Origin of the sequence: Hymenobacter coccineus (assembly GCF_001816125.1) — a bacterium.
Taxonomy (GTDB): domain Bacteria; phylum Bacteroidota; class Bacteroidia; order Cytophagales; family Hymenobacteraceae; genus Hymenobacter; species Hymenobacter coccineus.
In genome coordinates, this window is sequence record NZ_MDZA01000415.1 from 1 (window position 1) to 21493 (window position 21493).

Genomic DNA, 21493 nt, shown 5'->3' on the forward strand with positions numbered 1-21493 from the left:
TTCGCGCTGAGCAACGGGCTTTTGCTTGCCGGTTTCTTTCTCCCTTCTTCCAAACCTGTTTTTATGTTTCGCAAATACCTGGCCCTGGCCTGTTTGAGTGTGGGGGCCGGGGGCGGCGGATAAAGCCGCGTGTAACAGGTCAGCGGCGGGGGGCATGGGCAGGAGCGGCGGCCGGGGCCGGGTCGTCGGTGAGGAGGCGGCGCAGCGTGCGCTTGCCGTTTTGCAGGTGGCTTTTCACTTGGCCGATGTCGAGGCCCAGGGCCCCGGCCACTTCGTGGTACGATTTATTTTCGAGAAAAAACAGCTCCAGGCAGCGGCGCTGGCCGTCGGGGAGTTGCGTGAGGGCATGTTCCAGGGCTTGTAGCGTGGTTTCGGTGGTGGCCGCGGCTTCGTCGGCGGCCGCGGCGTCGGGAAGATGCCGGGCGGCGGCCAATTCCACATCGGCCGCGTCGGGAAAGCTCACTACCAGGGGCCCCGCGCTGGGGCCAGCGCGCTGGCGGGCGCGCAGCTGCATCAGGCAGTGGTTGCGGGCGGTGGCGTGCAGCCAGGCAGGAAAATTGTCGGGCGCGTGCTTTTGCAGGGCCCCCACCAGGTACTCAAAGAGCTGCATGCTGGCGTCCTGGGCGTCCTCGTCGGGCGGGGCCAGGTAGCGCCGGCAGGTGGCAAACACCATCGGCAAGTGCCGGTCGAACAGCTCGCCGAGGTCGGCCACGTCGCCGCGTAGGCGGTAGCGGGCCAGCAGCTCCTGATCGGAGAGGGGCGCGGCGGCAGCGGGCGGGGAGCGGCGGAAAAACATCGGCAGCGACAAGGTAGCCCGGGGCCCCTAAATTTTTTGGCCAGCGCATGTGCAATCCGGGGCGGGGCCGCATCTCTTCGGCAGCATTTACCACCTAACTCCTTCACCGCCATGAAAAAACTACTGCTGTTGCTGCTGCCCCTGGCCCTGGGGGCCCCGCCCGCGCCCAGGAGCCGGCCCCCCTGCCGGCCCCCGTCATCCGCCCCCGCGGCATCGTGCTGCTCGACACCACCACGGCCCGCGGCTTGGCCATCAGCGGCACCGTGCGCGACGACCGGGGGCCCCTGCCCGGCGCCACGGTGCTTATCAAAGGAACTACGCGCGGCGCCAGCACCGACGCCCAGGGCCACTACCTGCTGCTGGTGCCACGCGCCACGCGAGCCACGCTGGTGTTCAGCTCCGTAGGCTACGTCACCCAGCAGCGGCGCGTGGGCCAGGACGTGGTGCTGAACGTGGTACTGAAGCCCGACACTAAAGCGCTTGATGAGGTGGTGGTGACGGGCTATGGCACTGCGGGGGCCCTGCAAGGCCGGGTGGCCGGGGTAGCTGTTCAGCGCAGCCCTGCCACCGCCAGCTTTTTTCCTGGGGCCCCGCTGCCTTACCCCGCCCGGCCCGAAGCCGGCGTCGGCGACACATACGCCCACGTGGCGGAAAACGCGTTCCAAGCCGTTCAGAAAGAGCCGCTCAGCACCTTCGCCCTCGACGTCGACAACGCCAGCTATGCCAACGTGCGCCGCTTCCTCACCGAAGGCCAGCTGCCCCCGGCCGACGCCGTGCGGGTGGAGGAAATGCTGAACTACTTCCACTATGACTACCCCGCGCCGCCCACTGCCTCGCCCGACCCCGTGCGCATCAGCACCGAGCTGGCCGTGTGCCCCTGGAACCCCGCGCACCAGCTGGCGCGCATTGGTATCCGGCCGAGCGTGAAAACCAGCGCTTTGCCACCCGCCAACCTGGTCTTTTTGGTCGATGTGTCGGGCTCGATGCAGGGCCCCGACCGCCTCGGCCTGGTGCAGGCCGGCCTGCGGCTGCTCGTGCGCCAGTTGCGGCCCCAAGACCGCGTGGCCCTGGTGGCCTACGCCGGGGCCGCTGGCCTGGTGCTGCCGCCCACGCCCGGCAACCAGCCCGAGGCCATCCTCGGGGCCATCGACCGGCTGGAGGCAGGCGGCTCCACGGCCGGCGGCGCGGGCCTGCGCCTGGCCTACGCCACGGCCCGCCAATACTTCCAAAAGGAGGGGAACAACCGCGTAATTTTAGCTACCGACGGCGACTTCAACGTGGGCGAAAGCTCGGACGCCGCCATGGAACAACTGGTTGTGAACGAGCGCGAAAGCGGTGTGTTCCTCACGGTGCTGGGCTGCGGGCGCGGCAACTTGCGCGACGCCCGCATGGAAACCCTGGCCGACAAAGGCAACGGCAACTACGCCTACCTAGACAACCTCGCCGAGGCCCAGCGCGTGCTGGTGGCGCAGTTCGGCGGCACGCTCTTCACCGTGGCCAAGGACGTGAAATTGCAGGTTGAGTTCAACCCCGCCCGCGTGGCCCACTACCGCCTCGTGGGCTACGAAAACCGCCTGCTGGCCGCCGAAGACTTCAACAACGACCGCAAAGACGCCGGCGAGCTGGGCGCGGGCCACACCGTCACGGCCCTCTACGAGCTAGTGCCCGTGGGGCCCCGCAGCCCCTGGTAGATAAGCTGAAGTACCAGCCCGCCCCGGCGCCGCCCGTCACCATGCAACAGTTCATTGCCAACGACGTGCTGACCGTGAAACTGCGCTACAAGCAGCCCCAGGGCCGCACCAGCCAGCTGCTGTCGCAGGTGCTGAACGGCGCCGCCGGGCCCCTGGCGCAGGCCTCGGCCGACTTCCGGTTTGCCGCCGCCGTGGCCCAGTTTGGCCTGCTGCTGCGCCAGAGCCCGCAGGCCGGCGGCGCCACCTGGGCCGCCACCGCCGCGCTGGCCGCCGGCAGCCGGGCCCCGACGCCGACGGTTACCGCGCCGAGCTGGTGCGCCTCGTGGGCCTGGCCCAGGGCCTGAGCGGCCCCGGGGCCCTGGGCGCGCGCTAGGGCCAGGAGTTTATATATACAAGAAGGCCCCGCAGCGCTGGCAGCGGGGCCTTCGGAATAAGGCGAAAGAATAGTACACGCGAATGGCCGGGCGGTGTTACTTCCGGCGGGTAGACAAGGGTCCTAGGTTTCAAAACCGTGCCAAACTATTGGAAAGGGCCCTAGGAGCCATTGAAGGCAGTTTTGAAACTGGTGGGATTAGGTAGGGCCCCGCCGCCGCCCGCCGCCGGAGCGCAAAACGCGCTTACCTTTGAAGCGTCTTTTGCCCTCCTAACCGATTTTTGTTCAGTGTTTTCATCTAAAGTTTTCGGCCCGCTGGCCGCCTGCGCTCTACTGGCCGCCGCAGCCTTACCCGCCTGCCAGAACCGTCCCATCGAGGGCGAAAAAGCGGCGACCGAGGCTGCCGCCGTGACGCCAGCCGTTGTTGATACCATCAAAATCAAGCGCCTGGCCATGCAGCGCGATTCGGTGAAGGCCGACAGCATTGCCCGCAAAATGGGGCAGCTGCCGGGGGCCATTCTGCCGGGCCACCGCATCGTGGCGTTTTATGGCAACATCCGCTCGAAGGGCATGGGCATTTTGGGCCGCGAGCCCAAGGCCCAGATGATGCGCAAGTTTGATAAGGTGCTGGCCGAGTGGCAAGCTGCCGACCCCAGCCTGCCCGTGATGCCGGCGCTGCACAGTGTCACCATCACGGCCCAGGGCGCGGCCGGCTCCGACGGCAAGTACCGCCTGATGAACTCGAAAAGCACGATTGAGGAAACCCGGGCCTGGGCCAAGGAGAAAAACGCCCTGCTGTTCATGGACGTGCAGGTGGGCCTGAGCGATTTGCCCCACGAGCTGCCCAAGCTGGAGGAGTACCTCAAGGACCCGACCATTCACCTGGGCATCGACCCCGAGTTTGCGATGCAGACCAAGGGCGTACGGCCGGGCAAAAAAATCGGCACCTACGACGCCAAGGACGTGAACTACGCCATCAACTTCCTGGCCCGCATCGTGAGCGAAAACCACCTGCCGCCTAAGATTCTGATGGTGCACCGCTTCACGCAGGGCATGCTCACGAATTACAAAAACATCAAGCTCGACCCCCGTGTGCAGGTAGTGATGGACATGGACGGCTGGGGCAACCCCACCCTCAAAAAGGACTCGTTCAAGGCCTACGTGGAGAAGCAGCCCGTGCAGTACGCCGGCTTTAAGCTCTTCTACGAGTACGACATCAAGCCCAAGGGCTCGCACCTGATGACGCCCAAAGAAGTGCTAACCGAGCTGAACCCGGTACCGCTTTACATCCAGTACCAGTAGGGGCGCCCCACCGCACACACAAAGGGCTTCCCGCTAAATGCGGGAAGCCCTTTTCATATCTTAAGTGAATCGTCACCTAATCAAGCCACGTAATAATAGGGTAGGCAAATTGCGGGCCACAATTTTTAGTGAGCGGCGTTGAGGTCCATCTTTTCGCCGGCCTTGGCGCGTTTAATTAGCAGGATGAGCGGCAGGCAGGCCAGGAAGAAAAAGCCCAACGTGGTGAATACCTGCGAGTAAGTGATGATGGACACCTGCTTCATCAGCACGCCTTCGAGGGCGGCGTAGGCCTGGCGGCGGGCTTGCTCGGCGGGGAAGCCGCGGTTGATGAAGTTTTGGGTGAAGGCCTGGATGCGCTGCACCGTTTCGGGGTTGTAGAGCGAGATGTTGGGCAGCAGGCCCACGCGGGTGCCGGCGATGCTGCGCTCGAGGTAAGTGCCCACGATGGCCACCCCAAACGAGCCGCCGAGCTGGCGAATCATGCCGGTGAGGCCCGCGGCCTGGCCCGCGTCCTTGCCCGCCAGGCCGGCCAGGCTCATGGTGGTGATGGGCAGGAAGATGAGGCCCAGGCCCACGCCGCGCACAATCAGGGGCCAGAAGAAGTCGCTAGTGCCAGCGGTGGGCGAAATCTTGGCGCTCATCCAAAACGTGAAGCCGAAGAAGATGGTGAAGCCCATGGCCAGCAGCAGCTTCTGAGGCACCCCGCTTTGCAGCGACTTGCCGATGACCGGCATCATGAAGCCCGAGGCCAGGGCCCCCGGCAGCAGCAGCAGGCCCGTTTGGGCGGCCGAGAAGCCCAGGATGCGCTGCGTGAAAATGGGCAGCACAAACACCGAGGCAAACAGCCCGAACCCGAGCACGAACGAGAGGAAGGCCCCCACCGCCAGGTTGCGGCTCTTGGTGAGCACCCGCAAATCCACAATGGGCCGGGTGGCCGTGAGCTCACGCCAGATGAAGCCGATGATGCCCACGGCGGACAGCACGGTGAACAGCAAGATGACGCCGCTGTCGAACCAGTCCTCGGTTTCGCCCTGCTCCAGCACGTATTGCAGCGAGCCCACGCCCAGGATCAGCAGCCCAATGCCGGCCCAGTCAATCTTGCGCAGGGGCGTCGGAACAGCATTGCGGATGCGCTCGGGGTCGCGGATAAACAAGAAGGTGAAGATGCTGGCCAGGATGCCCACCGGCACGTTCACGAAAAAAATCCAGGGCCAGCCGAGGCTGCTGTCCACGATGTAACCGCCGAGCGTGGGCCCCACGGTGGGCCCGATGATGACGCCCATGCCGAACAGGGCCTGGCCCAGGGCCAGCTGCTTGGGCGGAAACGTATCGACCAGGATGGACTGCGAGGTGGCCATGAGGGCCCCGCCGCCCACGCCCTGGATGAAGCGGAAGGCCACCAGCTCCCAAATGTTGGTGCTCTGCCCGCAGGCCACCGAGGCCAGGGTGAAAATGATGACCGAGGTGAGGAAGTAGTTGCGTCGCCCGAACTGCTCGGCCAGAAAGCCGGTCATCGGAATCACAATCACGTTGGCAATGGCGTAGGACGCCACCACCCAGCTCACTTCCTGCTGCGTGGCCGAGAGGTTGCCCATCATCTGGGTCAGGGCCACGTTCACGATGCTGGTGTCAATCAGCTCCAGCAACACGCAGAGAACCACCGTCACGACGATGATCCACTTGGTAAATCCGGTTTCCATATTCGGGGTAGGAGGGTGTGGGGGTAGGTGGGTAGGAAGGTTTTTTTGGCGGAGCGTTCAGGGGACGCCGGGTGGTTGGCTGGCTGCTGCGTTTCTTTCGCCCTTAGCCGGCAGAAACTATGATGAGTGGCCAATCCAACTTCGACTTTGCGGAAGAATTCCGGCAGCGCACGAAAGCATTCGCCCTGCGGGTGATGAAGCTGGTGGACCGCCTGCCTCCCACGCCCTCGTGCCGGGCGGCGGGTGCGCAACTGGTGCGGTCGGGCACGTCAGTGGCGGCCAATTACCGGGCCGCTTGCCGTGCCCGTTCCACCCGGGAGTTTGCGGCCAAGCTCCACATTGCGCTGGAAGAAGCCGACGAATCCGTGCTTTGGCTGGAGCTGCTGAGCGAAGCTGGCAACCTGCCCAAAGGAAAACTGGACGAGCTGCTCAGCGAGGCCCGCGCTGTAATGGTTATTTTAGGAAAAGCCGAAAAAACTGCTCGGGAGAAAGTGAAGAAAGAACTGCCGGCCAAAATTGCTAGCAGCCCTTCCTGACCACCTACCCGCACACCCTCCTACCCTGAAAAATTACTTCACCGCCACGATGGCGTTTACGCTCATGCCGGCGCGTAGCGGATGCTTGGGGTCTTCCTTGTCGAGCACGATTTTGACGGGCACGCGCTGGGTCACCTTCACGAAGTTGCCGCTGGCGTTGTCGGGGGGCAGCAGGGCGAAGCGGGCCCCCGTGGCGGCCGACAGCGACTCGATGTGGCCCTCAAACTCTTCGTTGGGGTAGGCGTCCACTTCAATTTTAGCCTTCTGGTTCACCTGCATGTCTTCGAGTTGGGTTTCCTTGAAGTTGGCGATAACCCAGGTTTTGCCGCTCGATACCAAGCCGATGAGCTGCTGGCCGGGGCCCACCACCTGGCCGGGCTGCACGTTTTTCTTGCTCACAATGCCGTTGGCGGGCGCCACGAGCGTGGTGTAGCTGAGCTGGAGCTTGGCATTGTCGAGGTCCGACTGGCGCTGCTTCACCACGGCCTGGGCCACGGTAATTTGCTGCTGGGCGGCCACCACCTGCTGGCGGGCCACCGATACCTGGTCCTGGGCGGTGCTTTGCTGGGCGGCGGTCATTTTCAGGTTGGCCGCTACGGCGTCGTAGTCGCTCTGCGGGATGATGTCGTCCTTGCGGAGCTTCACGCTGCGCGCCAGGTCCTGCTGCAAGCGCGCCCGGCTGGCCGCGCTCACGCCGATGGTGGTTTGGGCGGTGCGCACGTTGGCCTGGGCCGTGCCCACCCCGGCGCGGGCGGCCACTACCTGGGCCTGGGCCGCCACGAGGGCCGCCTCCATGGCGTTCACGCGCTGCTGGTAGTCCGATTTGTCGATGGTGACGAGCGTATCGCCCTGCTTCACCAGCTGGTTATCATTAACATATACTTTGATGACCGGGCCCCCAACGCGGGGAATAACGGGGTACACGTCGCCTTCTACGGCGGCGTCGTCGGTGCTTTCGTGGGCCTGCGAAAACTGGTAGCGCGTCCAGCCAAAAAAGGCACCGGCCAGCAGCACCACGACCAGGACGATCAGTACGAGGGGGTTGCGGCGCTTGGGGGCCTCGAGGGGCTCAGCAACGGCCTCGGGGGCCGCGTCGGGCGCAAAAGTATCTTGGGGAGCGGTGGAGGTAGCCATTGGGGATAAACGTTAAACGGTGCGGAAAAGGCTGTTGTGTAAAAGGTTGGGTAGGGCCCCGGGGCCCCAAGCTAGGCGGCGGGGGCCCGCACCAGCAGCGTGGGGCAGGGCGCGGTGCGCAGCACCACCTCGGCGGTGTTGCCCATCAAAAAGCGGGTGAGGCCGGTTTGGCCGTGGGCCCCAATAACAATTAAGTCGGCGTGGCGGCGGCCGGCTTCGGCCACTATTTCGGGGGCCGCCTCGCCCTGCACCGTGCCCGTGCTCACGTGGGTGGCCCCGGCTTGCTCGGCGGCCAGGCGCAGGCTAACCAGGCGGTCGGCCCCGGCGGGCGGGGCGGCGTCCTGCGGCTCGCGCACGTGCAGCAGGCGCAGCTCGGCCCCAGTGGCAGCGGCCAGAGCCGCGGCGTAAGCCACCAGCCCCGGCGTCGCGGCCGAAAAGTCAAGCGGGCAGAGGATGGAGGTGAGGGTCATTTTTTAACGGGAGATGTGAAAATTTGGAAATTAAAAATGTGGAAATGAGCACGGTGTAACCATCATCGCTGCAATGGGCCTCGGCAAAGGCATTGGCTATTTCCACATTCTTTCATTCGCCACATTTCCCACATTTACTAATGGTTATTGCCAGATTTGCTCGCCGGTGGCGCGGCGCAGCTGGTACTGGCCGAGGGTGTAGTTGTACATGGCCTGGGCCCGGGCCAGGCGCGACTGCGCCAGCTGGGTTTCGGCGTCGAGCACGTCGAGGTTTTGGCCCACGCCGTAGCGGTAGCGGCCCTGGGCGCGGGTGAGGGCGTCGGTGGCCTGCGCCACTTGCTGGAGCGCGTTGTCGTAGCGGGCCTTGCTGAACTCCATGTTGTTGACGGCCTGGCGCACATCGGACCGGATTTGCTCCTGCGTGTCCTGGGTGCGGGCCACGGCGCTGCGGTAGTTGGCCACGGCCTCCACGCGCTGCTTGCGGTTTTTGCCGCCGTCGTAAATCGGCACCGAGAGCTGGGCCACGCCCACCGTATTGAAGCGGATGTCGGTAATGGCCACGTTGGGCAGGATGTAGCCGTTTTTGCCGCCCACCTGGGCCCCCACGCCCAGGCTGGGCATGTTGCTGTGCTCGATGAGCTTGGACTGCAATTCAGCCGTCGCCTCGGCATCTTTTGAAAGCTTCACTTCGGGGCGGTTCTGGGCGGCTTTGGCCAGCTCGGCCTCCAGGTCCACGGGCTGCGGCTCGTAGCCCAGGCGGCCCTTCACGGGCACGTCGGCCTGTTGGGGCTTGTGCAGCAGGCGGGCCAGCTGCACCTGCTGGTTGCGGAGCTGGTTTTGCAGGTCGAGCTTGGTGTTCTGGGCCTGCGTGATGCGCACGTCGGTAGTGGTCACGTCGAACTTGGTGCTCACGCCGGCTTCCACCCGCTTCTGCATCTCGTTGCGGTGGGCCACCAGCGAGGCAATCTGCGCGTCCTGCACCTGAATGCTTTCGCGGGCAAACAGGATGTTGTAGTACACCTGCGCCGCGTTGAACGCCAGGTCGCGCCGGGCCACCACCACGTTGTCCTGGGCGGTTTGCACTTGCGAGCGCGACAGGTTTGTGGCTGCGCTGCGCTTGCCGAAGTCCAGCAGCTCGTACTGGGCCGTCAGGTGGGCGTCGAAGTTGTTGTTGGGTACGAACGACAGAACGTCGTTGCCAAAGGCCACTTTCGACACGGGGTCGAGGCGGGTATAGGTGGCCGTGCCCGTTATCTGCGGCAGGAAGCCTGCCTGCGACTGGGCCAGGCGGCCACTGGCGGCGTTGGCCAGCTCGGTGAGGTTCGTGAGGCCGGGGTTGGCGTCCAGCACGGCCTGCACGGTGCCGCCCAGCGTCAGCGAGTCGCTGGCCAGGCCGATGGCTTGGGCCGAGGCGGGCAGGCCAGGCTGGTTTTGCGCCAGCGCTGGGCCGGCCAACAGCAGGGCGGCCCCCAGCAACAGCGGCGACCGGCCCAAACCCGCGGGTTGAAATCGTGAAAACATATAGCAAGTGCGGTAAAGTGTTGCCGCCGCTTTAGCCAAGCTTGTGCCACGCCAAAAAAGGCTCCCCGCACCAGCTTCAGCAAGGAATAAAAAGTGCCTCAGGGGCCCATAAAGCCTGTTTATTAATTAAAATAGACCCGACTTAAAACATAGGGCCCCCGCAACCGTGTTCCTGATATAACAGGAATTGCTCACATAACGGTCCTGCTATATCAGGAATGACCAGCCCCGACGAAACCCTGCTGCTGCACCTCAACGAAACCATTGCTACCACCCGCGATAAGGAAACGCTGTTCAAGACGGTGACCACCAAGCTGCGGCTCATCTTTCCGTTCGACATCATCGGTATCAGCGTGTTCGACGCCGCCGTGCAAAACAAGCGGCTCTTCTGGCGCGACTACTCCTACGCCGAAGAACCGGGCCCCGACCTGCCCGCGCCACCGGCCCATTTCACGCCCATCGCGGGCTCGCCCTTTGAAGATGCCATGACCAGCGCGCGGCTGCAGCGCATCGAGCTAAGTAGTTACCTGGACAAATACCCTGATTTTGAGCCGTTTCAGCGCATGTACCGGCAAGGCATTCGCTACCTTACGCTGGTGCCGCTGCGGCTGGGGGGGCGTCTCACGGGGGCCCTCACGCTGGCCGCCCGCCGCAAGCCGGTCCTCACGGCGGCCGACGAAGGCCTGCTGGAAAAAATTGGCTCGTTGGTGGCCGTGGCCGTGGCCAACACCCTGGCCTTTGAAGACGTGGCCCGCCGCGAGCAGGAGCGCAGCTTGCAGCTTAACATCGGCAACGCCCTGCTCAGCATCAAGCAGCGCGAGCCGCTGTTCCGGGCCGTGGCCGAGGAACTCGGCCGGGTGGTGCCATTCGAGTATTTCGGCATTCGGGTGCAGCGGGCGGGGCAGCCCGATGCCTCCGAGGGCTTCGCCGAATTTCGGCGCGCGGGCGTGGCCGCGCCCTTTGCAACGCTGGACCCCGACCGCCACCGGGATATAAGACACCCCGACCCCGTTTTCCTGTACGCGCAGCTCGATCCGCTGGCGCCGGGTGGCCACTTGTACTTGGGCGACGAGTTCAAGGCCCTGGCCGTGCGCCACCCGGCCATGCGCCACGTGTACGAGGCCTACGGCGTGCGGGCCCTGCTGCTGGTACCGCTGTGGCAGCGCCCCGACGGGGCCGCCGTGCTCACGCTGGCCAGCTCCGATGCCCATGCCTTCAGCGCCGATAACCTGGTCACCGTGGAGGGCCTGGTGCCCCAGGTGGCCCTGGCGCTCGACAACCTCTTTGCCTTCGAGCAAATTGAGGCCCTGAAGGCCCAGGTGGAGCAGGAGCGCACCTACCTCATCGACGAAATCAACACCACGGCCACGTTCGACGAGCTGATTGGGCCCAGCGAGGCCTTGCACACAGTGCAGGTGCGCATTACCCAGGTGGCCCCCACCGATACCACCGTGCTGGTGAGCGGCGAAACCGGCACTGGCAAGGAGCTGGTGGCCCGGGCCCTGCACAATGCCTCGCCGCGCCGCAGCCGCGCCCTCATCAAGCTCAACTGCGCCGCCCTGCCCGCCCAGCTCATTGAGAGCGAGCTATTTGGCCACGAGAAAGGGGCCTTCACCGGGGCCTCGGAGCGGCGCATCGGCAAGTTTGAGCTGGCCGACGGCGGCACCATTTTCCTGGATGAGATTGGCGAACTGCCGCTCGATTTGCAGGCCAAGCTGCTGCGCGTGCTCCAGGAAAAGGAGTTTGAGCGCGTGGGCGGCAGCCGCGTGCTCACCACCGATGCCCGCGTGGTGGCCGCCACCAACCGCGTGCTGGCCGACGAGGTGGCCGCCGGCCGCTTCCGCGCCGACCTCTACTACCGCCTCAACGTGTTTCCCATCACGCTGCCGCCCCTGCGCACCCGGCCCGAAGACGTGGGGCCCCTGCTGCGCCACTCGGTGCAGCGCCTGAGCCAGCGCCTGGCCAAGCCCCTGCGCCCCATTCGCCCCGCCGACCTGGCCGCCCTGCAAGCCTACGCCTGGCCCGGCAACGTGCGCGAGCTGGAGCACCTGGTCGAGCGCGCCCTCATCGTCAGCCAGGGGCCCTACCTGGAGTTTGCCGGCCTGCCCGCCGCCGGGGCCCCCACCGGCGCGCCCACCCCCGCCGATGCCCCTGAAGCCCCGGCCGACCAACCGTTAAAAACCCTGCGCGAGCAGGAGCGCGACCACATTCTGGCCGCCCTGGGCCGCACCAGCGGCCGCGTGAGCGGGCCCCTGGGCGCGGCCCTGTTGCTCGACATCAACCCCAAAACGCTGGAAGCCCGCATGAAAAAGCTGGGCATCCGGCGCACCGTGGCGGCCGGGTAGGGCCCCGGACGCAACCCTGCGCCGCTATGTAGGGTTACGGGAAGCGGTTACTCCAAACTTTACCCAGTTATGTCCCTTCGCCGCCCTGCCTTCGCCGCCGCCGCCCTCCTCGCTTCGTTCGCCGCCACCGCCCAAAACGTGCCGCCCGCCGCTACCCCGTTCCACATGACGGGCAACATTTACTTGCCCAACAAGCTGCCCGCCACCGACGCCCGCGTGGGGGCCCTGAAAGCGCCCGCCGGCTTCACCGTCACCAAGTACGCCGAGGGCCTCGACATGCCCCGCATGCTGGCCCAGGCCCCCAACGGCGACCTCTACGTGACCAACCGCGTGAAGGGCACCGTGACGCTGGTGCGCGACGCCAACCACGACGGCAAGGCCGAGGTGATGCGCCAGGTGGCCCAGAAGCCGCACCTGCACGGCTTGGCCCTGAAAGACAATAAGATGTACTTCACCGCCATCCGTGAGATTTACGTGGCCGACGTGCGGCCCGACGGCAGTTTGAGCGAGTTGAAGGAGCTGTACCACGACCTGCCCGACGCCGGCCAGCACGCCAACCGCGTACTCCACTTCGGACCCGACGGCAACCTGTACCTCTCGGTGGGCAGCACCTGCAACGCCTGCGACGAGGACAACCCCGAGAACGCCACCATCATGCGCATCAATACCGACGGCTCGGGCCGCGAGGTGGTGGCCCACGGCCTGCGCAACACCATCGGCTTCGACTGGCACCCCGTCACGAAGGAGCTGTTCGGCATGGACCACGGCATCGACTGGCTCGGCGACGAGGACCAGCAGGAGGAGCTGAACCAGATCAAGCCCGGCGCCAACTACGGCTGGCCGTCCATCATCGCCGACGGCAAGCACTACCCCGCCAACAAGCCCAAGAGCGGCGAGAGTTTCGAGGCGTTCGACGCCAAAACCGTGCGCCCGCTGCTGCTCTACAAAGCGCACTCGGCGCCGCTGGGCCTGGTGTTCAACCGGGGGCACCAGTTCCCAAAGGAGTACAAGAACGATGCTTTCGTGACCATGCACGGCTCCTGGAACCGCGCCCAGCCTTCGGGTTACAAGATTGTGCGCGTGCACTTTAACGCCCAGGGCCAGCCCGAGAAGTTCGAGGACTTCGTGACCAGCTTTTTGGTGGAAGGTGACAAGTCGGAGTTCGGCCGGCCCTGCGGGCTAGTGCAAGCCAACGACGGCTCGCTGCTGGTGAGCGACGACGATAACGGCGTGATTTACCGCGTGGCCTACGCTGGCAAGAAGTAGGGCCCCGGGCAACTTTTCCGGCGTTTTCCGCCTTATCCTTGCTGAAATAATTAGCAAAAATGGCTAAAGCAAGAACTGTATTTTTCTGCCAGAGCTGCGGCGCGCAGTCGGCCAAATGGATTGGCCGCTGCCCGGCCTGCGGCGAGTGGAACACCTACGTCGAGGAAGTCGTCCAGAAGGAAACCGTGGCCACCACCACAGGCCAGTGGAAGCCCGCCAACACCGTGCCCGGCGGCAGCGCCACGAGAACCGCCAAGTCGGTGCCGCTCGGCGATATCATTGCCGAAGACGAGCCCCGTATCCTCACCCCCGACGGCGAGCTGAACCGCGTGCTGGGTGGGGGCCTGGTGCCGGGCTCCATCGTGCTCATCGGCGGCGAGCCAGGCATTGGCAAGAGCACGCTAATGCTCCAGATTGCGCTGGGCCTGCGGCAGTTGCGGGTGCTGTACGTGAGTGGCGAGGAAAGTGAGGCCCAGATAAAGATGCGCGCCGAGCGCCTGGCCGACGGCCAGCACCCGGGCTGCTACATCCTCACCGAAACCAACACCCAGAACATCTTCCGGCAGATTGACCAGGTGAAGCCCAACCTGGTCGTCATCGACTCCATCCAGACCATGCACTCCACGCTGGTCGAGAGCGGAGCGGGCAGCGTGAGTCAGGTGCGCGAGTGCACCGCCGAGCTGCTGAAGTACGCTAAGGAAACCAGCGTACCGGTGCTGCTCATCGGCCACATTACCAAAGACGGTAGCATTGCGGGCCCCAAAATCCTGGAGCACATGGTCGATACCGTGCTGCAATTTGAGGGCGACCGGCACCTGAGCTACCGCATCCTGCGCACCACCAAAAACCGCTTCGGCAGCACCTCCGAGCTGGGCATCTACGAGATGCAGGGCGATGGCCTACGCCAGGTCAGCAACCCATCCGAAATTCTGCTCTCGCAGCGCGGCGAGAGCCTGAGCGGCATGGCCATCGGCGCCACGCTGGAAGGCAACCGCCCGCTGCTGGTGGAAGTGCAAGCCCTCGTCACGCCCGCCACCTACGGCACGCCGCAGCGCAGCAGCACCGGCTTCGACGCCAAGCGCCTGCAGATGCTGCTGGCCGTGCTGGAAAAGCGCAGCGGCCTGCGCTTAGGCCAGCACGACGTGTTCCTGAACATTGCCGGCGGTCTGCGCCTCGACGACCCGGCCCTCGACGCGGCGGTGTGCGCGGCCGTGGTGTCGTCGTTGCACGACGTGCCCATCGCGGGCGATATCTGCCTAGCCGCCGAGGTGGGCCTGAGCGGCGAAATCCGAGCCGTGAGCCGCCTCGACCAGCGCCTGGCCGAAGCCGAAAAGCTGGGCTTCCGCGAGATGTACGTCTCGCAGTTCAACGGCAAGAACCTGGGGGCCCTGCGCCCGGGCTTGCGCGTGCGCCCGGTGGGCCGCCTCGACGAAGTATTGGACGGCTTGTTCGGCTAACCGGGGCCGGGCCCGTGGTGGGGTGATTGGATTATAACGAAAAGATGACCAGTCGAGTATAGAAACAAGAAAAAACAGGCCAAGGCGGGAAATTGTATTTTATATAACCAGGGCCCGTATCTTCGGTTTGTGAATAGGGTTTTCCCAGGAAATACATACTTGGCCGTGTGGATTTGTTTCTGGCAAATGCTCTCTATAGGATTGCTCGTTATCTTGGCTATGTTCAATATTTTTACTTCAACGTTTTACCGGTTGCTGGCGCTGCCGCTGCTACTAAGCCCCTTGCTGGGCCAGGCCCAGCAGGCAGAGCCGGAGGCCGCCGCTTCGGGCCCCGGTACCGCCGTGCTGACGGGGCGGGTGAGCAGCCCCGACGACGACTCGGTGGCCGTGTCGCTGCGCGATAACCCGCTCGACGCCAAGCCCCGCATCGTGCGCGCGGCCCTCAGCGGCAAGGGCGAATTCCGGCTATCTATTCCCGTAAACGGGGCCACCAAGGCCGACCTGGTGTACGGCGACGACGTAGCCGCCCTGTTCCTCGACGCGGGCACTGACCTGGACGTGCGCTTCAAGAACGGCGACATGACCAACTCGCTCAAGTTCAAGGCCAACACGCCCACCGGCACGTCGGCGAAGGCCCGCGGCGGCAGCGCCACCGACGAGCAGCGCCACCGCCTACAAGCTGCCAACGCCAACAGCTACCTGTCCGAAGTGGACCAGCAATTTGTGGAAAACGACGGGTTTCAGGTGCTGCCCGACAACGTGCAGCTCTACGAAGCGCCTTTCTTGTCGTTTCTGGAGTACCGCCGCAAGCGCGAAGAAGAGTTTTTGGAGGACCGGGCCGCGAAGCAAGCTTTCACCGGTGAGTTTTATAAATATGCCAAGGCGGAGATTAACTACGCCTACGCCAACGACCGCCTCACCTTTCAGGATTTGCGCGAGCAAGTGGTAAGCACCGAGGGCCGCCTGAAAATGACGCCGACCTATTACGACTTCCTGAGGGACCCGGCCCTCATCAACAACCCCGATGCGGCGCAGAGCGAGCTGTACCACGAGTTTCTGGTGAACTACCTGCACTACGCGGCCGCCGCGGCCAGCCACCAGCGCACCGACCCTGACTTCTATAATTACTCGTTTGCGCTGGCCGGCAAGGAGCTCACGGGGCCCATCCAGGCCATTATCCAGGGGCGGGTGCTGGAGGAGTCGTTCCGCTTCGGCCACGTGAAGCGCTCGGCGGCCATGCTGGCCGAGTACCACGCCGCCGACCCGCAAAACAAGTTTTACCCCACGCTGCTGGCCGATTTCAACCAGCACAAAGATTTCGCCATTGGGGCCCCGGCCCCCAATTTCCGGCTGCCCACCGTGGCCGGCGACTCGGTGAGCCTGCGCAACTACGCGGGCAAGCTGGTGTACCTCAACTTCTGGAAATCGACCAACGGCCTGTGCCTCCGCGACTTGGTGTACGCCCAGGACCTGATTCACCGCTTCGAGAACAAGAACATTGTGTTCATCAACATCGCGCTTGATGAGAACGAAATGGCCTGGCGGCAGCTGGTGAAGTCCAAAAACCTGCCCGGCGTGCAGGCGCGCATCCCCGGAGGCGGCTTCCGCTCGCCCGTCGCCAAGGCCTACGCGGTACAGGACGTACCGGCCTACTTCCTCATTGGCGAGGATGGTACCTTCCTGAACACCAAGCCCAAGCGCCTGAGCAGCCGCGCCGCCATCGACGAAATCAACCAGGCGTTTGGCAAGGCCAGCACCTACACCAGTGCCCTCGAGCCGGCGAAATAGGGCCCCGGGGCCCCGCAGCCGCGGCGCGTAACTTTGCCAGGACGACGGAAGCCCCGCGCTTTCGTCGTCTTTTTTTATCAGTGGGGCCCCGGGCCCCGCGGTTTACCCCCTGGCCCATGCACCCGCTCCTCGCCGATGGCCTCAACGTGCTGTCCAAAACCACCCCGCTGCGCCTCTGGAACGCGGCCCAGGTGGTGGGCTCCTACCTGCTGAGCAAGGCCACCGGCCGAGCCCGCCACCGGGGCCTGCCCCTGGCCCTGAGCTTCGAGCCAACCACCAGTTGCAACCTGCGCTGCCCGGAGTGCCCCAGCGGCTTGCGCTCGTTCACGCGGCCCACGGGCATGCTGGCCGACGACCTGTTCAAGAAGACGATTGACGAGGTGGCCAGCCGGCTGTGGTACCTAATTTTCTACTTCCAGGGCGAGCCCTACCTGCACCCGCATTTCCTAGAGCTGGTGCAGTACGCGGCGAGCAAGGGCATCTACACCGCCACCAGCACCAACGCCCACTACCTGACCGACCAGAACGCCCGCCGCACCGTGGAAAGCGGCCTGGACCGGCTCATCATCTCGCTCGACGGCACCACCCAGGAGGTTTACCAGCAGTACCGCGTGGGTGGTAAGCTGGAAAAGGTGCTTGAAGGCACGCGCAACATCGTGCGCTGGCGCAAAGAGCTGAAATCCAGTACGCCGCGCGTCATCTTTCAGTTCTTGGTGGTGGGCCCCAACGAGCACCAGATTGCCGACGCCCGGGCCCTGGCCGAGGCCATGGGCGTGGACGACGTGTGGTTCAAAACCGCGCAGATTTACGACTACCAGCACGGTTCGCCCCTCATCCCCACCATCGACTACTACTCGCGCTACGAGAACAACCACAACGGCACCTGGAGCCTGAAAAACCGCCTCCTCAACCACTGCTGGAAGATGTGGCACTCCTGCGTCATCACCTGGGACGGCCTCGTGGTGCCCTGCTGCTTCGACAAAGACGCCGAATACCGCCTCGGTGACCTCAAAAACCAGTCTTTTACCAGCCTCTGGCAGGGCAAGAAGTACCAGGGTTTCCGCCAAGCCCTGCTCAAAGGCCGCGACCAGGTAGAAATGTGCCGCAACTGCACCGAGGGCACCAAAGTGTGGGGCTGAGTCTTGATCTTGTTAAAGCACTGTCATCCTGAGCATAGCGAAGGATCTGGGGCCACTGGAACAGCACGCATTAAATAATTACTGCGTGCTGTTCCAGGGCCCCCAGATCCTTCGCTATGCTCAGGATGACAGTGCTTTAACGCTTTATTGCCTACGATTGCCGGCCTTCTTCGCGGCCCGGTTTCACGCTGCCGCTGCCGCCGGTGGGGTTGGCGATGGAGTCGCGCATCTCAGTGTCGGCCTGCACGTTGCGCATCTTGTAGTAGTCCATGATGCCGAGGTTACCGCTGCGGAAGGCTTCGGCAATGGCGCGCGGGATTTCGGCTTCGGCCTCCACCACTTTGGCTTTGGCTTCCTGGGTTTTGGCGCGGTATTCCTGCTCCATGGCCACGGCCATGGCGCGGCGCTCTTCGGCGCGGGCCTCGGCCACGCGCAGGTCGGCGCTAGCCTGGTCGGTCTGGAGCTTGGCGCCGATGTTCTCGCCGATGTCGATGTCGGCAATGTCGATGCTGAGGATTTCGAAGGCTGTGCCGGCATCCAAGCCCTTGTGCAACACCAGTTTAGAAATCTTGTCGGGGTTTTCCAGTACTTCCTTGTGCGAAACCGACGAGCCAATGCTCGTCACGATGCCCTCGCCCACGCGGGCCAGGATGGTTTCCTCGCCGGCGCCACCCACGAGCTGCGAGATGTTGGCCCGCACCGTGACGCGGGCAATGACGATGAGCTGGATGCCGTCCTGGGCCACGGCGGCCACGTTGGGCGTGTTGATTACCTTGGGGTTCACGCTCGTTGTGACGGCCTCGAACACGTTGCGGCCGGCCAGGTCGATGGCCGTGGCCTGCTTGAAGTCGAGCGGAATGTTGGCCTTGTCGGCCGAAATGAGGGCCTTGATGACGCTGGGCACGTTGCCGCCGGCTAGGTAGTGCGTTTCCAGCTCGTCGGCTGTCAGCCGCAGGCCCGCTTTGGTAGAGGTAATCAGGGAGTTAACGATCAGCGACGGCGGCACTTTGCGCACCCGCATGAAGGCCAGTTGCAGCAGGCTCACCCGTACGCCGGAAAATATGGCCGTGATCCAGAGGCTGACGGGGAAAAAATACAGCAGCATCAGCAGCGCCACCGCCGCGATGATGAGGGGCAGAAAGGGGTAATTCATGGCCGTAAGGTAGAGTAGAATTGGGAAGGTGAGGCAGACTTGGGCGCTGCCGCCCGGGGCCCTACGCGCCTTCCACCACGATGCGGTTCTGCTCGATGCCGAGTACCCGCACCGTGCGGCCCGCTTCCACGAACTCGCCGCGCGTCACGGCCTCGCGCCGCTCCTGGCCAAATAGCACCGTGCCGGCCGGCCGCAGCGCCGACAGCGTCTGGCCCACCGTGCCGGCGGGCACGTCGGCGCGGCGCACGTCGCGCACCGAGCCTTCGTTTACTTCGAGCAGCGCGGCCCGGGCCAGGTTTTTGGGCCGCAGGCCGAGGTAGAGCACCATGCCCGCCAGGGCCCCCACGCCTGCCAGGGCATAGTGCCCGGCGGGCGTGCCCAGGTCGTAGTAGCTCAGCCACACGCCCCAGGCCAGCAGCGCAAACCCCACAAATCCCACCACCGTGGTGCCGGGAATGAATATAACTTCGGCGGCTAAAAACAGCAGGCCGAACAGCAGAAGCAGGGCGATGGTGAGCATGGCGGATGGGCGTTGGACCACCAAAAGGTACGCCCGGACCGCCAGATGGCAGCCCGGGCGTGCGCGGATCTGGTGGGCCGGGGGCCCTACTGGGCCGGGGCGGCTTTGGCCTTGGTGCGCGTTTGGAAGGCGTTGAGGCGCCCGCCCGAGGACGTGATGCCCACAATGTCCAGCAGGTCTTCGTAGTACTCGGCTACTTCGGCCCGGTCGGCGGTGCCGGAGGTGAGGGGCGTGAGGGCTGCCAGGCTGCTGTCGAGCACCTGGAAGTAGGCTTCCTCAGTGGGCCGCCCGCCCATGATTTGCAGGAACTCGTCGGTCGACTCGGCCAGGATGTGCGCTACCAGCGGGCGGTTTTTGAAGGCCGCCAACTCGCCCACGAGCGGCTGAATGGTGTCCTTCATTTTCACGAGCCGGCGGTTGGCATCGGTGCGCGTGGGCAGCACGGTGGCGGCCGGGGCCGGCGTGGCAATGGCGATGAGGGGCGCGGCGGTAGTAGTGGTTTGGGCGTAGCCGGCCAGGGGCCCCAGCAACAAGAAGCAGAGTAGAGGTTTGCGCATAACTTCAGAAGGGGTATAAAAGCAGAAATGGTTAAGGTTCCGAAATATAAATAATTGTAAGGATAATATAATTGATTTCGGCCAAAGAAAATAAAACGATAAAGGGCCAGCCCCGAAACAGCGTTTCGGAACCGGCCCTTCGCAGGTGTCTAAGCTTGATTAAAGTGCTGGCTAGTAGGCGCGGGCAAAGTAGGCGCGACGTGGGCTAGGGGCCCCCGTCACCATGCAAATGCCGTCTTCGTCGGGCTCGGCCAGGGCCAGGCAGCGCACGGTGGCCTTGGTTTCCTCCTTGATGCGCTCCTCGGTTTCGGAGGTGCCGTCGTAGTGGGCCAGCACGAAGCCGCCCTTCTCATCGAGCACTTGCTTGAATGCATCGTAGCTGTCCACGCGGGTCAGGTGCTGGTCGCGGTAGGTGCGGGCCTTTTGGTAGATGTTGGCCTGGATGTCGTTCAGCAGCTGGTCCACGGCGGCCACAATGTCGGCCAACGGCAGGGTCATTTTCTGCTTGGTGTCGCGGCGGGCCACTTCCACGGTGCCGGCGTCGAGGTCGCGGGCCCCCACTGCCAAGCGCACGGGCACGCCCTTCAGTTCCCACTCGGCAAACTTGAAGCCGGGGCGCTCGGTGTCGCGGGCGTCCACTTTCACCGAAATGCCGCGCGCAATCAGCCCCTGCTGGATGGGCCGGATGCGCTCCATCAGCGCATCCAGCTCGCCGGTTTTGTAGATTGGCACGATGACCACCTGGATCGGGGCCAGCTTGGGCGGCAGCACCAGGCCTTCGTCGTCGGAGTGGGCCATTACCAGGGCCCCCATCAGGCGGGTGCTCACGCCCCAGCTCGTGCCCCACACGTACTCGCGGGCGCCGTCTTTGGTGGCAAACTGCACATCGAAGGCCTTGGCGAAGTTCTGGCCCAGGAAGTGGCTCGTGCCGGCTTGCAGCGCCTTGCCGTCCTGCATCAGCGCCTCAATGCAATAGGTATCCTCCGCGCCGGCGAAGCGTTCGTTGTCGGTTTTCACGCCCTTCACCACGGGCAAGGCCATGTGCTCTTCGGCAAACTCGGCGTACACGTCGAGCATCTGGCGGGTTTCGGCCACGGCTTCCTCGGCGGTGGCGTGGGCGGTGTGCCCTTCCTGCCACAAAAACTCGGCGGTGCGCAGGAACAGGCGGGTGCGCATTTCCCAGCGCACTACGTTGGCCCACTGGTTGATGAGCAGCGGCAGGTCGCGGTAGCTCTGGATCCAGTTCTTGTAGGTGCTCCAGATGATGGCCTCCGAGGTGGGGCGCACCACGAGCTCTTCTTCGAGCTTGGCGGCGGGGTCCACGCGCAATTTGCCGGGGCGGTCGGGGTCGGTTTGGAGGCGGTAGTGCGTCACCACGGCGCACTCTTTGGCGAAGCCCTCGGCGTTTTTCTCCTCGGCCTCGAACAGGCTTTTGGGGACGAAGAGCGGGAAATAGGCGTTTTCGTGGCCGGTGCGCTTGAACATATCGTCCAATTGGCGCTGCATTTTCTCCCAAATGGCGTAGCCGTAGGGCTTGATAACCATGCAGCCGCGCACGGCCGAATTCTCGGCCAGGCCGGCGCGTTTCACTAAGTCATTGTACCAGAGCGAATAATCTTCGGCACGGGTGGGCAACTTTTTGCTCATAATCGGCATCTAAGAGGGTAACCGAAACGGGTCCGAGAAGTGGTACAACATTTGACCTCATCAAAGGGCACCGTTTCGGGGTCAAATTACGTTATTAA

General features: G+C 64.3%; 16 protein-coding genes and 1 pseudogene. 8 read left to right on the forward strand and 9 right to left on the reverse strand.

Features of this window, described 5'->3' with window-relative positions; all coding sequences use genetic code 11:
* Positions 1-139 precede the first annotated feature (139 nt).
* On the reverse strand, positions 140-796 hold the full coding sequence (locus BEN49_RS19520) for an RNA polymerase sigma factor (RefSeq protein WP_070746111.1): 657 nt from the start codon (positions 794-796) through the stop codon (positions 140-142).
* Between the two features lie 299 nt (positions 797-1095).
* Here BEN49_RS19520 and BEN49_RS19525 point away from each other — a divergent pair.
* Together BEN49_RS19525 and BEN49_RS19530 are read left to right on the forward strand one after the other, a co-directional pair.
* Positions 1096-2831 (forward strand): annotated as a pseudogene (locus tag BEN49_RS19525) (vWA domain-containing protein).
* Positions 2832-3148: 317 nt separating this feature from the next.
* A complete protein-coding gene (locus tag BEN49_RS19530) occupies positions 3149-4162 on the forward strand; it encodes a hypothetical protein (RefSeq protein WP_239692021.1) in 1014 nt (337 codons plus the stop codon).
* A gap of 125 nt (positions 4163-4287) precedes the next feature.
* On the opposite strand, the gene BEN49_RS19535 is transcribed toward BEN49_RS19530, so the two are convergent.
* Entirely contained in the window at positions 4288-5862 is a 1575-nt protein-coding gene (locus BEN49_RS19535; RefSeq protein WP_070746112.1) for a DHA2 family efflux MFS transporter permease subunit, read from the reverse strand.
* Between the two features lie 119 nt (positions 5863-5981).
* On the opposite strand from BEN49_RS19535, the gene BEN49_RS19540 reads away from it, so the two are divergent.
* Positions 5982-6398 carry a four helix bundle protein gene (locus BEN49_RS19540; RefSeq protein ID WP_239692022.1) on the forward strand — a complete coding sequence of 139 codons (417 nt, stop codon included), beginning with the start codon at positions 5982-5984 and terminating at the stop codon, positions 6396-6398.
* A gap of 33 nt (positions 6399-6431) precedes the next feature.
* Here BEN49_RS19540 and BEN49_RS19545 read toward each other — a convergent pair whose 3' ends face one another.
* The 3 genes from BEN49_RS19545 to BEN49_RS19555 form a co-directional block, all read right to left on the reverse strand.
* Entirely contained in the window at positions 6432-7532 is a 1101-nt protein-coding gene (locus tag BEN49_RS19545) for an HlyD family secretion protein (RefSeq protein WP_070746113.1), read from the reverse strand.
* A 71-nt stretch (positions 7533-7603) separates the two neighbouring features.
* Entirely contained in the window at positions 7604-8002 is a 399-nt protein-coding gene (locus BEN49_RS19550; protein ID WP_070746114.1) for a universal stress protein, read from the reverse strand.
* Positions 8003-8146: 144 nt separating this feature from the next.
* Complete coding sequence (locus BEN49_RS19555) at positions 8147-9523, reverse strand: TolC family protein (RefSeq protein WP_094123195.1); 1377 nt, start codon at positions 9521-9523, stop codon at positions 8147-8149.
* 218 nt (positions 9524-9741) lie between these two features.
* Between BEN49_RS19555 and BEN49_RS19560 the strand changes: the two genes are divergently transcribed.
* The 5 genes from BEN49_RS19560 (at position 9742) to BEN49_RS19580 (ending at position 17518) form a co-directional block, all read left to right on the forward strand.
* Positions 9742-11868: a sigma-54-dependent Fis family transcriptional regulator gene (locus BEN49_RS19560; RefSeq protein WP_070746116.1), complete on the forward strand. Its 2127-nt coding sequence runs from the start codon at positions 9742-9744 to the stop codon at positions 11866-11868.
* A gap of 69 nt (positions 11869-11937) precedes the next feature.
* Entirely contained in the window at positions 11938-13134 is a 1197-nt protein-coding gene (locus BEN49_RS19565) for a PQQ-dependent sugar dehydrogenase (protein WP_070746117.1), read from the forward strand.
* 59 nt (positions 13135-13193) lie between these two features.
* Entirely contained in the window at positions 13194-14591 is a 1398-nt protein-coding gene (radA, locus tag BEN49_RS19570; RefSeq protein WP_070746118.1) for a DNA repair protein RadA, read from the forward strand.
* A 219-nt stretch (positions 14592-14810) separates the two neighbouring features.
* A complete protein-coding gene (locus BEN49_RS19575) occupies positions 14811-16379 on the forward strand; it encodes a TlpA family protein disulfide reductase (RefSeq protein ID WP_070746119.1) in 1569 nt (522 codons plus the stop codon).
* A gap of 116 nt (positions 16380-16495) precedes the next feature.
* On the forward strand, positions 16496-17518 hold the full coding sequence (locus BEN49_RS19580; RefSeq protein ID WP_070746120.1) for an SPASM domain-containing protein: 1023 nt from the start codon (positions 16496-16498) through the stop codon (positions 17516-17518).
* 151 nt (positions 17519-17669) lie between these two features.
* On the opposite strand, the gene floA is transcribed toward BEN49_RS19580, so the two are convergent.
* The 4 genes from floA to proS form a co-directional block, all read right to left on the reverse strand.
* Positions 17670-18671: a flotillin-like protein FloA gene (floA, locus tag BEN49_RS19585; protein ID WP_070746121.1), complete on the reverse strand. Its 1002-nt coding sequence runs from the start codon at positions 18669-18671 to the stop codon at positions 17670-17672.
* 61 nt (positions 18672-18732) lie between these two features.
* A complete protein-coding gene (locus BEN49_RS19590; RefSeq protein WP_070746122.1) occupies positions 18733-19191 on the reverse strand; it encodes an NfeD family protein in 459 nt (152 codons plus the stop codon).
* A gap of 86 nt (positions 19192-19277) precedes the next feature.
* A complete protein-coding gene (locus tag BEN49_RS19595) occupies positions 19278-19748 on the reverse strand; it encodes a DUF4844 domain-containing protein (RefSeq protein WP_125917035.1) in 471 nt (156 codons plus the stop codon).
* 171 nt (positions 19749-19919) lie between these two features.
* The gene (gene proS / locus BEN49_RS19600; RefSeq protein ID WP_070746124.1) at positions 19920-21395 is read right to left on the reverse strand and encodes a proline--tRNA ligase; all 1476 of its coding nucleotides are present in this window, start codon (positions 21393-21395) and stop codon (positions 19920-19922) included.
* Between the last annotated feature and the right edge of the window lie 98 nt (positions 21396-21493).

Coding starts and splice junctions, on each gene's coding strand:
- BEN49_RS19520 (WP_070746111.1), bottom strand. CDS start 796: ATGTTTTTCCGCCGCTCCCCGCCCGCTGCCGCCGCGCCCCTCTCCGAT.
- BEN49_RS19535 (WP_070746112.1), bottom strand. CDS start 5,862: ATGGAAACCGGATTTACCAAGTGGATCATCGTCGTGACGGTGGTTCTC.
- BEN49_RS19540 (WP_239692022.1), top strand. CDS start 5,982: ATGATGAGTGGCCAATCCAACTTCGACTTTGCGGAAGAATTCCGGCAG.
- BEN49_RS19545 (WP_070746113.1), bottom strand. CDS start 7,532: ATGGCTACCTCCACCGCTCCCCAAGATACTTTTGCGCCCGACGCGGCC.
- BEN49_RS19550 (WP_070746114.1), bottom strand. CDS start 8,002: ATGACCCTCACCTCCATCCTCTGCCCGCTTGACTTTTCGGCCGCGACG.
- BEN49_RS19555 (WP_094123195.1), bottom strand. CDS start 9,523: ATGTTTTCACGATTTCAACCCGCGGGTTTGGGCCGGTCGCCGCTGTTG.
- BEN49_RS19560 (WP_070746116.1), top strand. CDS start 9,742: ATGACCAGCCCCGACGAAACCCTGCTGCTGCACCTCAACGAAACCATT.
- BEN49_RS19565 (WP_070746117.1), top strand. CDS start 11,938: ATGTCCCTTCGCCGCCCTGCCTTCGCCGCCGCCGCCCTCCTCGCTTCG.
- radA (WP_070746118.1), top strand. CDS start 13,194: ATGGCTAAAGCAAGAACTGTATTTTTCTGCCAGAGCTGCGGCGCGCAG.
- BEN49_RS19575 (WP_070746119.1), top strand. CDS start 14,811: ATGTTCAATATTTTTACTTCAACGTTTTACCGGTTGCTGGCGCTGCCG.
- BEN49_RS19580 (WP_070746120.1), top strand. CDS start 16,496: ATGCACCCGCTCCTCGCCGATGGCCTCAACGTGCTGTCCAAAACCACC.
- floA (WP_070746121.1), bottom strand. CDS start 18,671: ATGAATTACCCCTTTCTGCCCCTCATCATCGCGGCGGTGGCGCTGCTG.
- BEN49_RS19590 (WP_070746122.1), bottom strand. CDS start 19,191: ATGCTCACCATCGCCCTGCTTCTGCTGTTCGGCCTGCTGTTTTTAGCC.
- BEN49_RS19595 (WP_125917035.1), bottom strand. CDS start 19,748: ATGCGCAAACCTCTACTCTGCTTCTTGTTGCTGGGGCCCCTGGCCGGC.
- proS (WP_070746124.1), bottom strand. CDS start 21,395: ATGAGCAAAAAGTTGCCCACCCGTGCCGAAGATTATTCGCTCTGGTAC.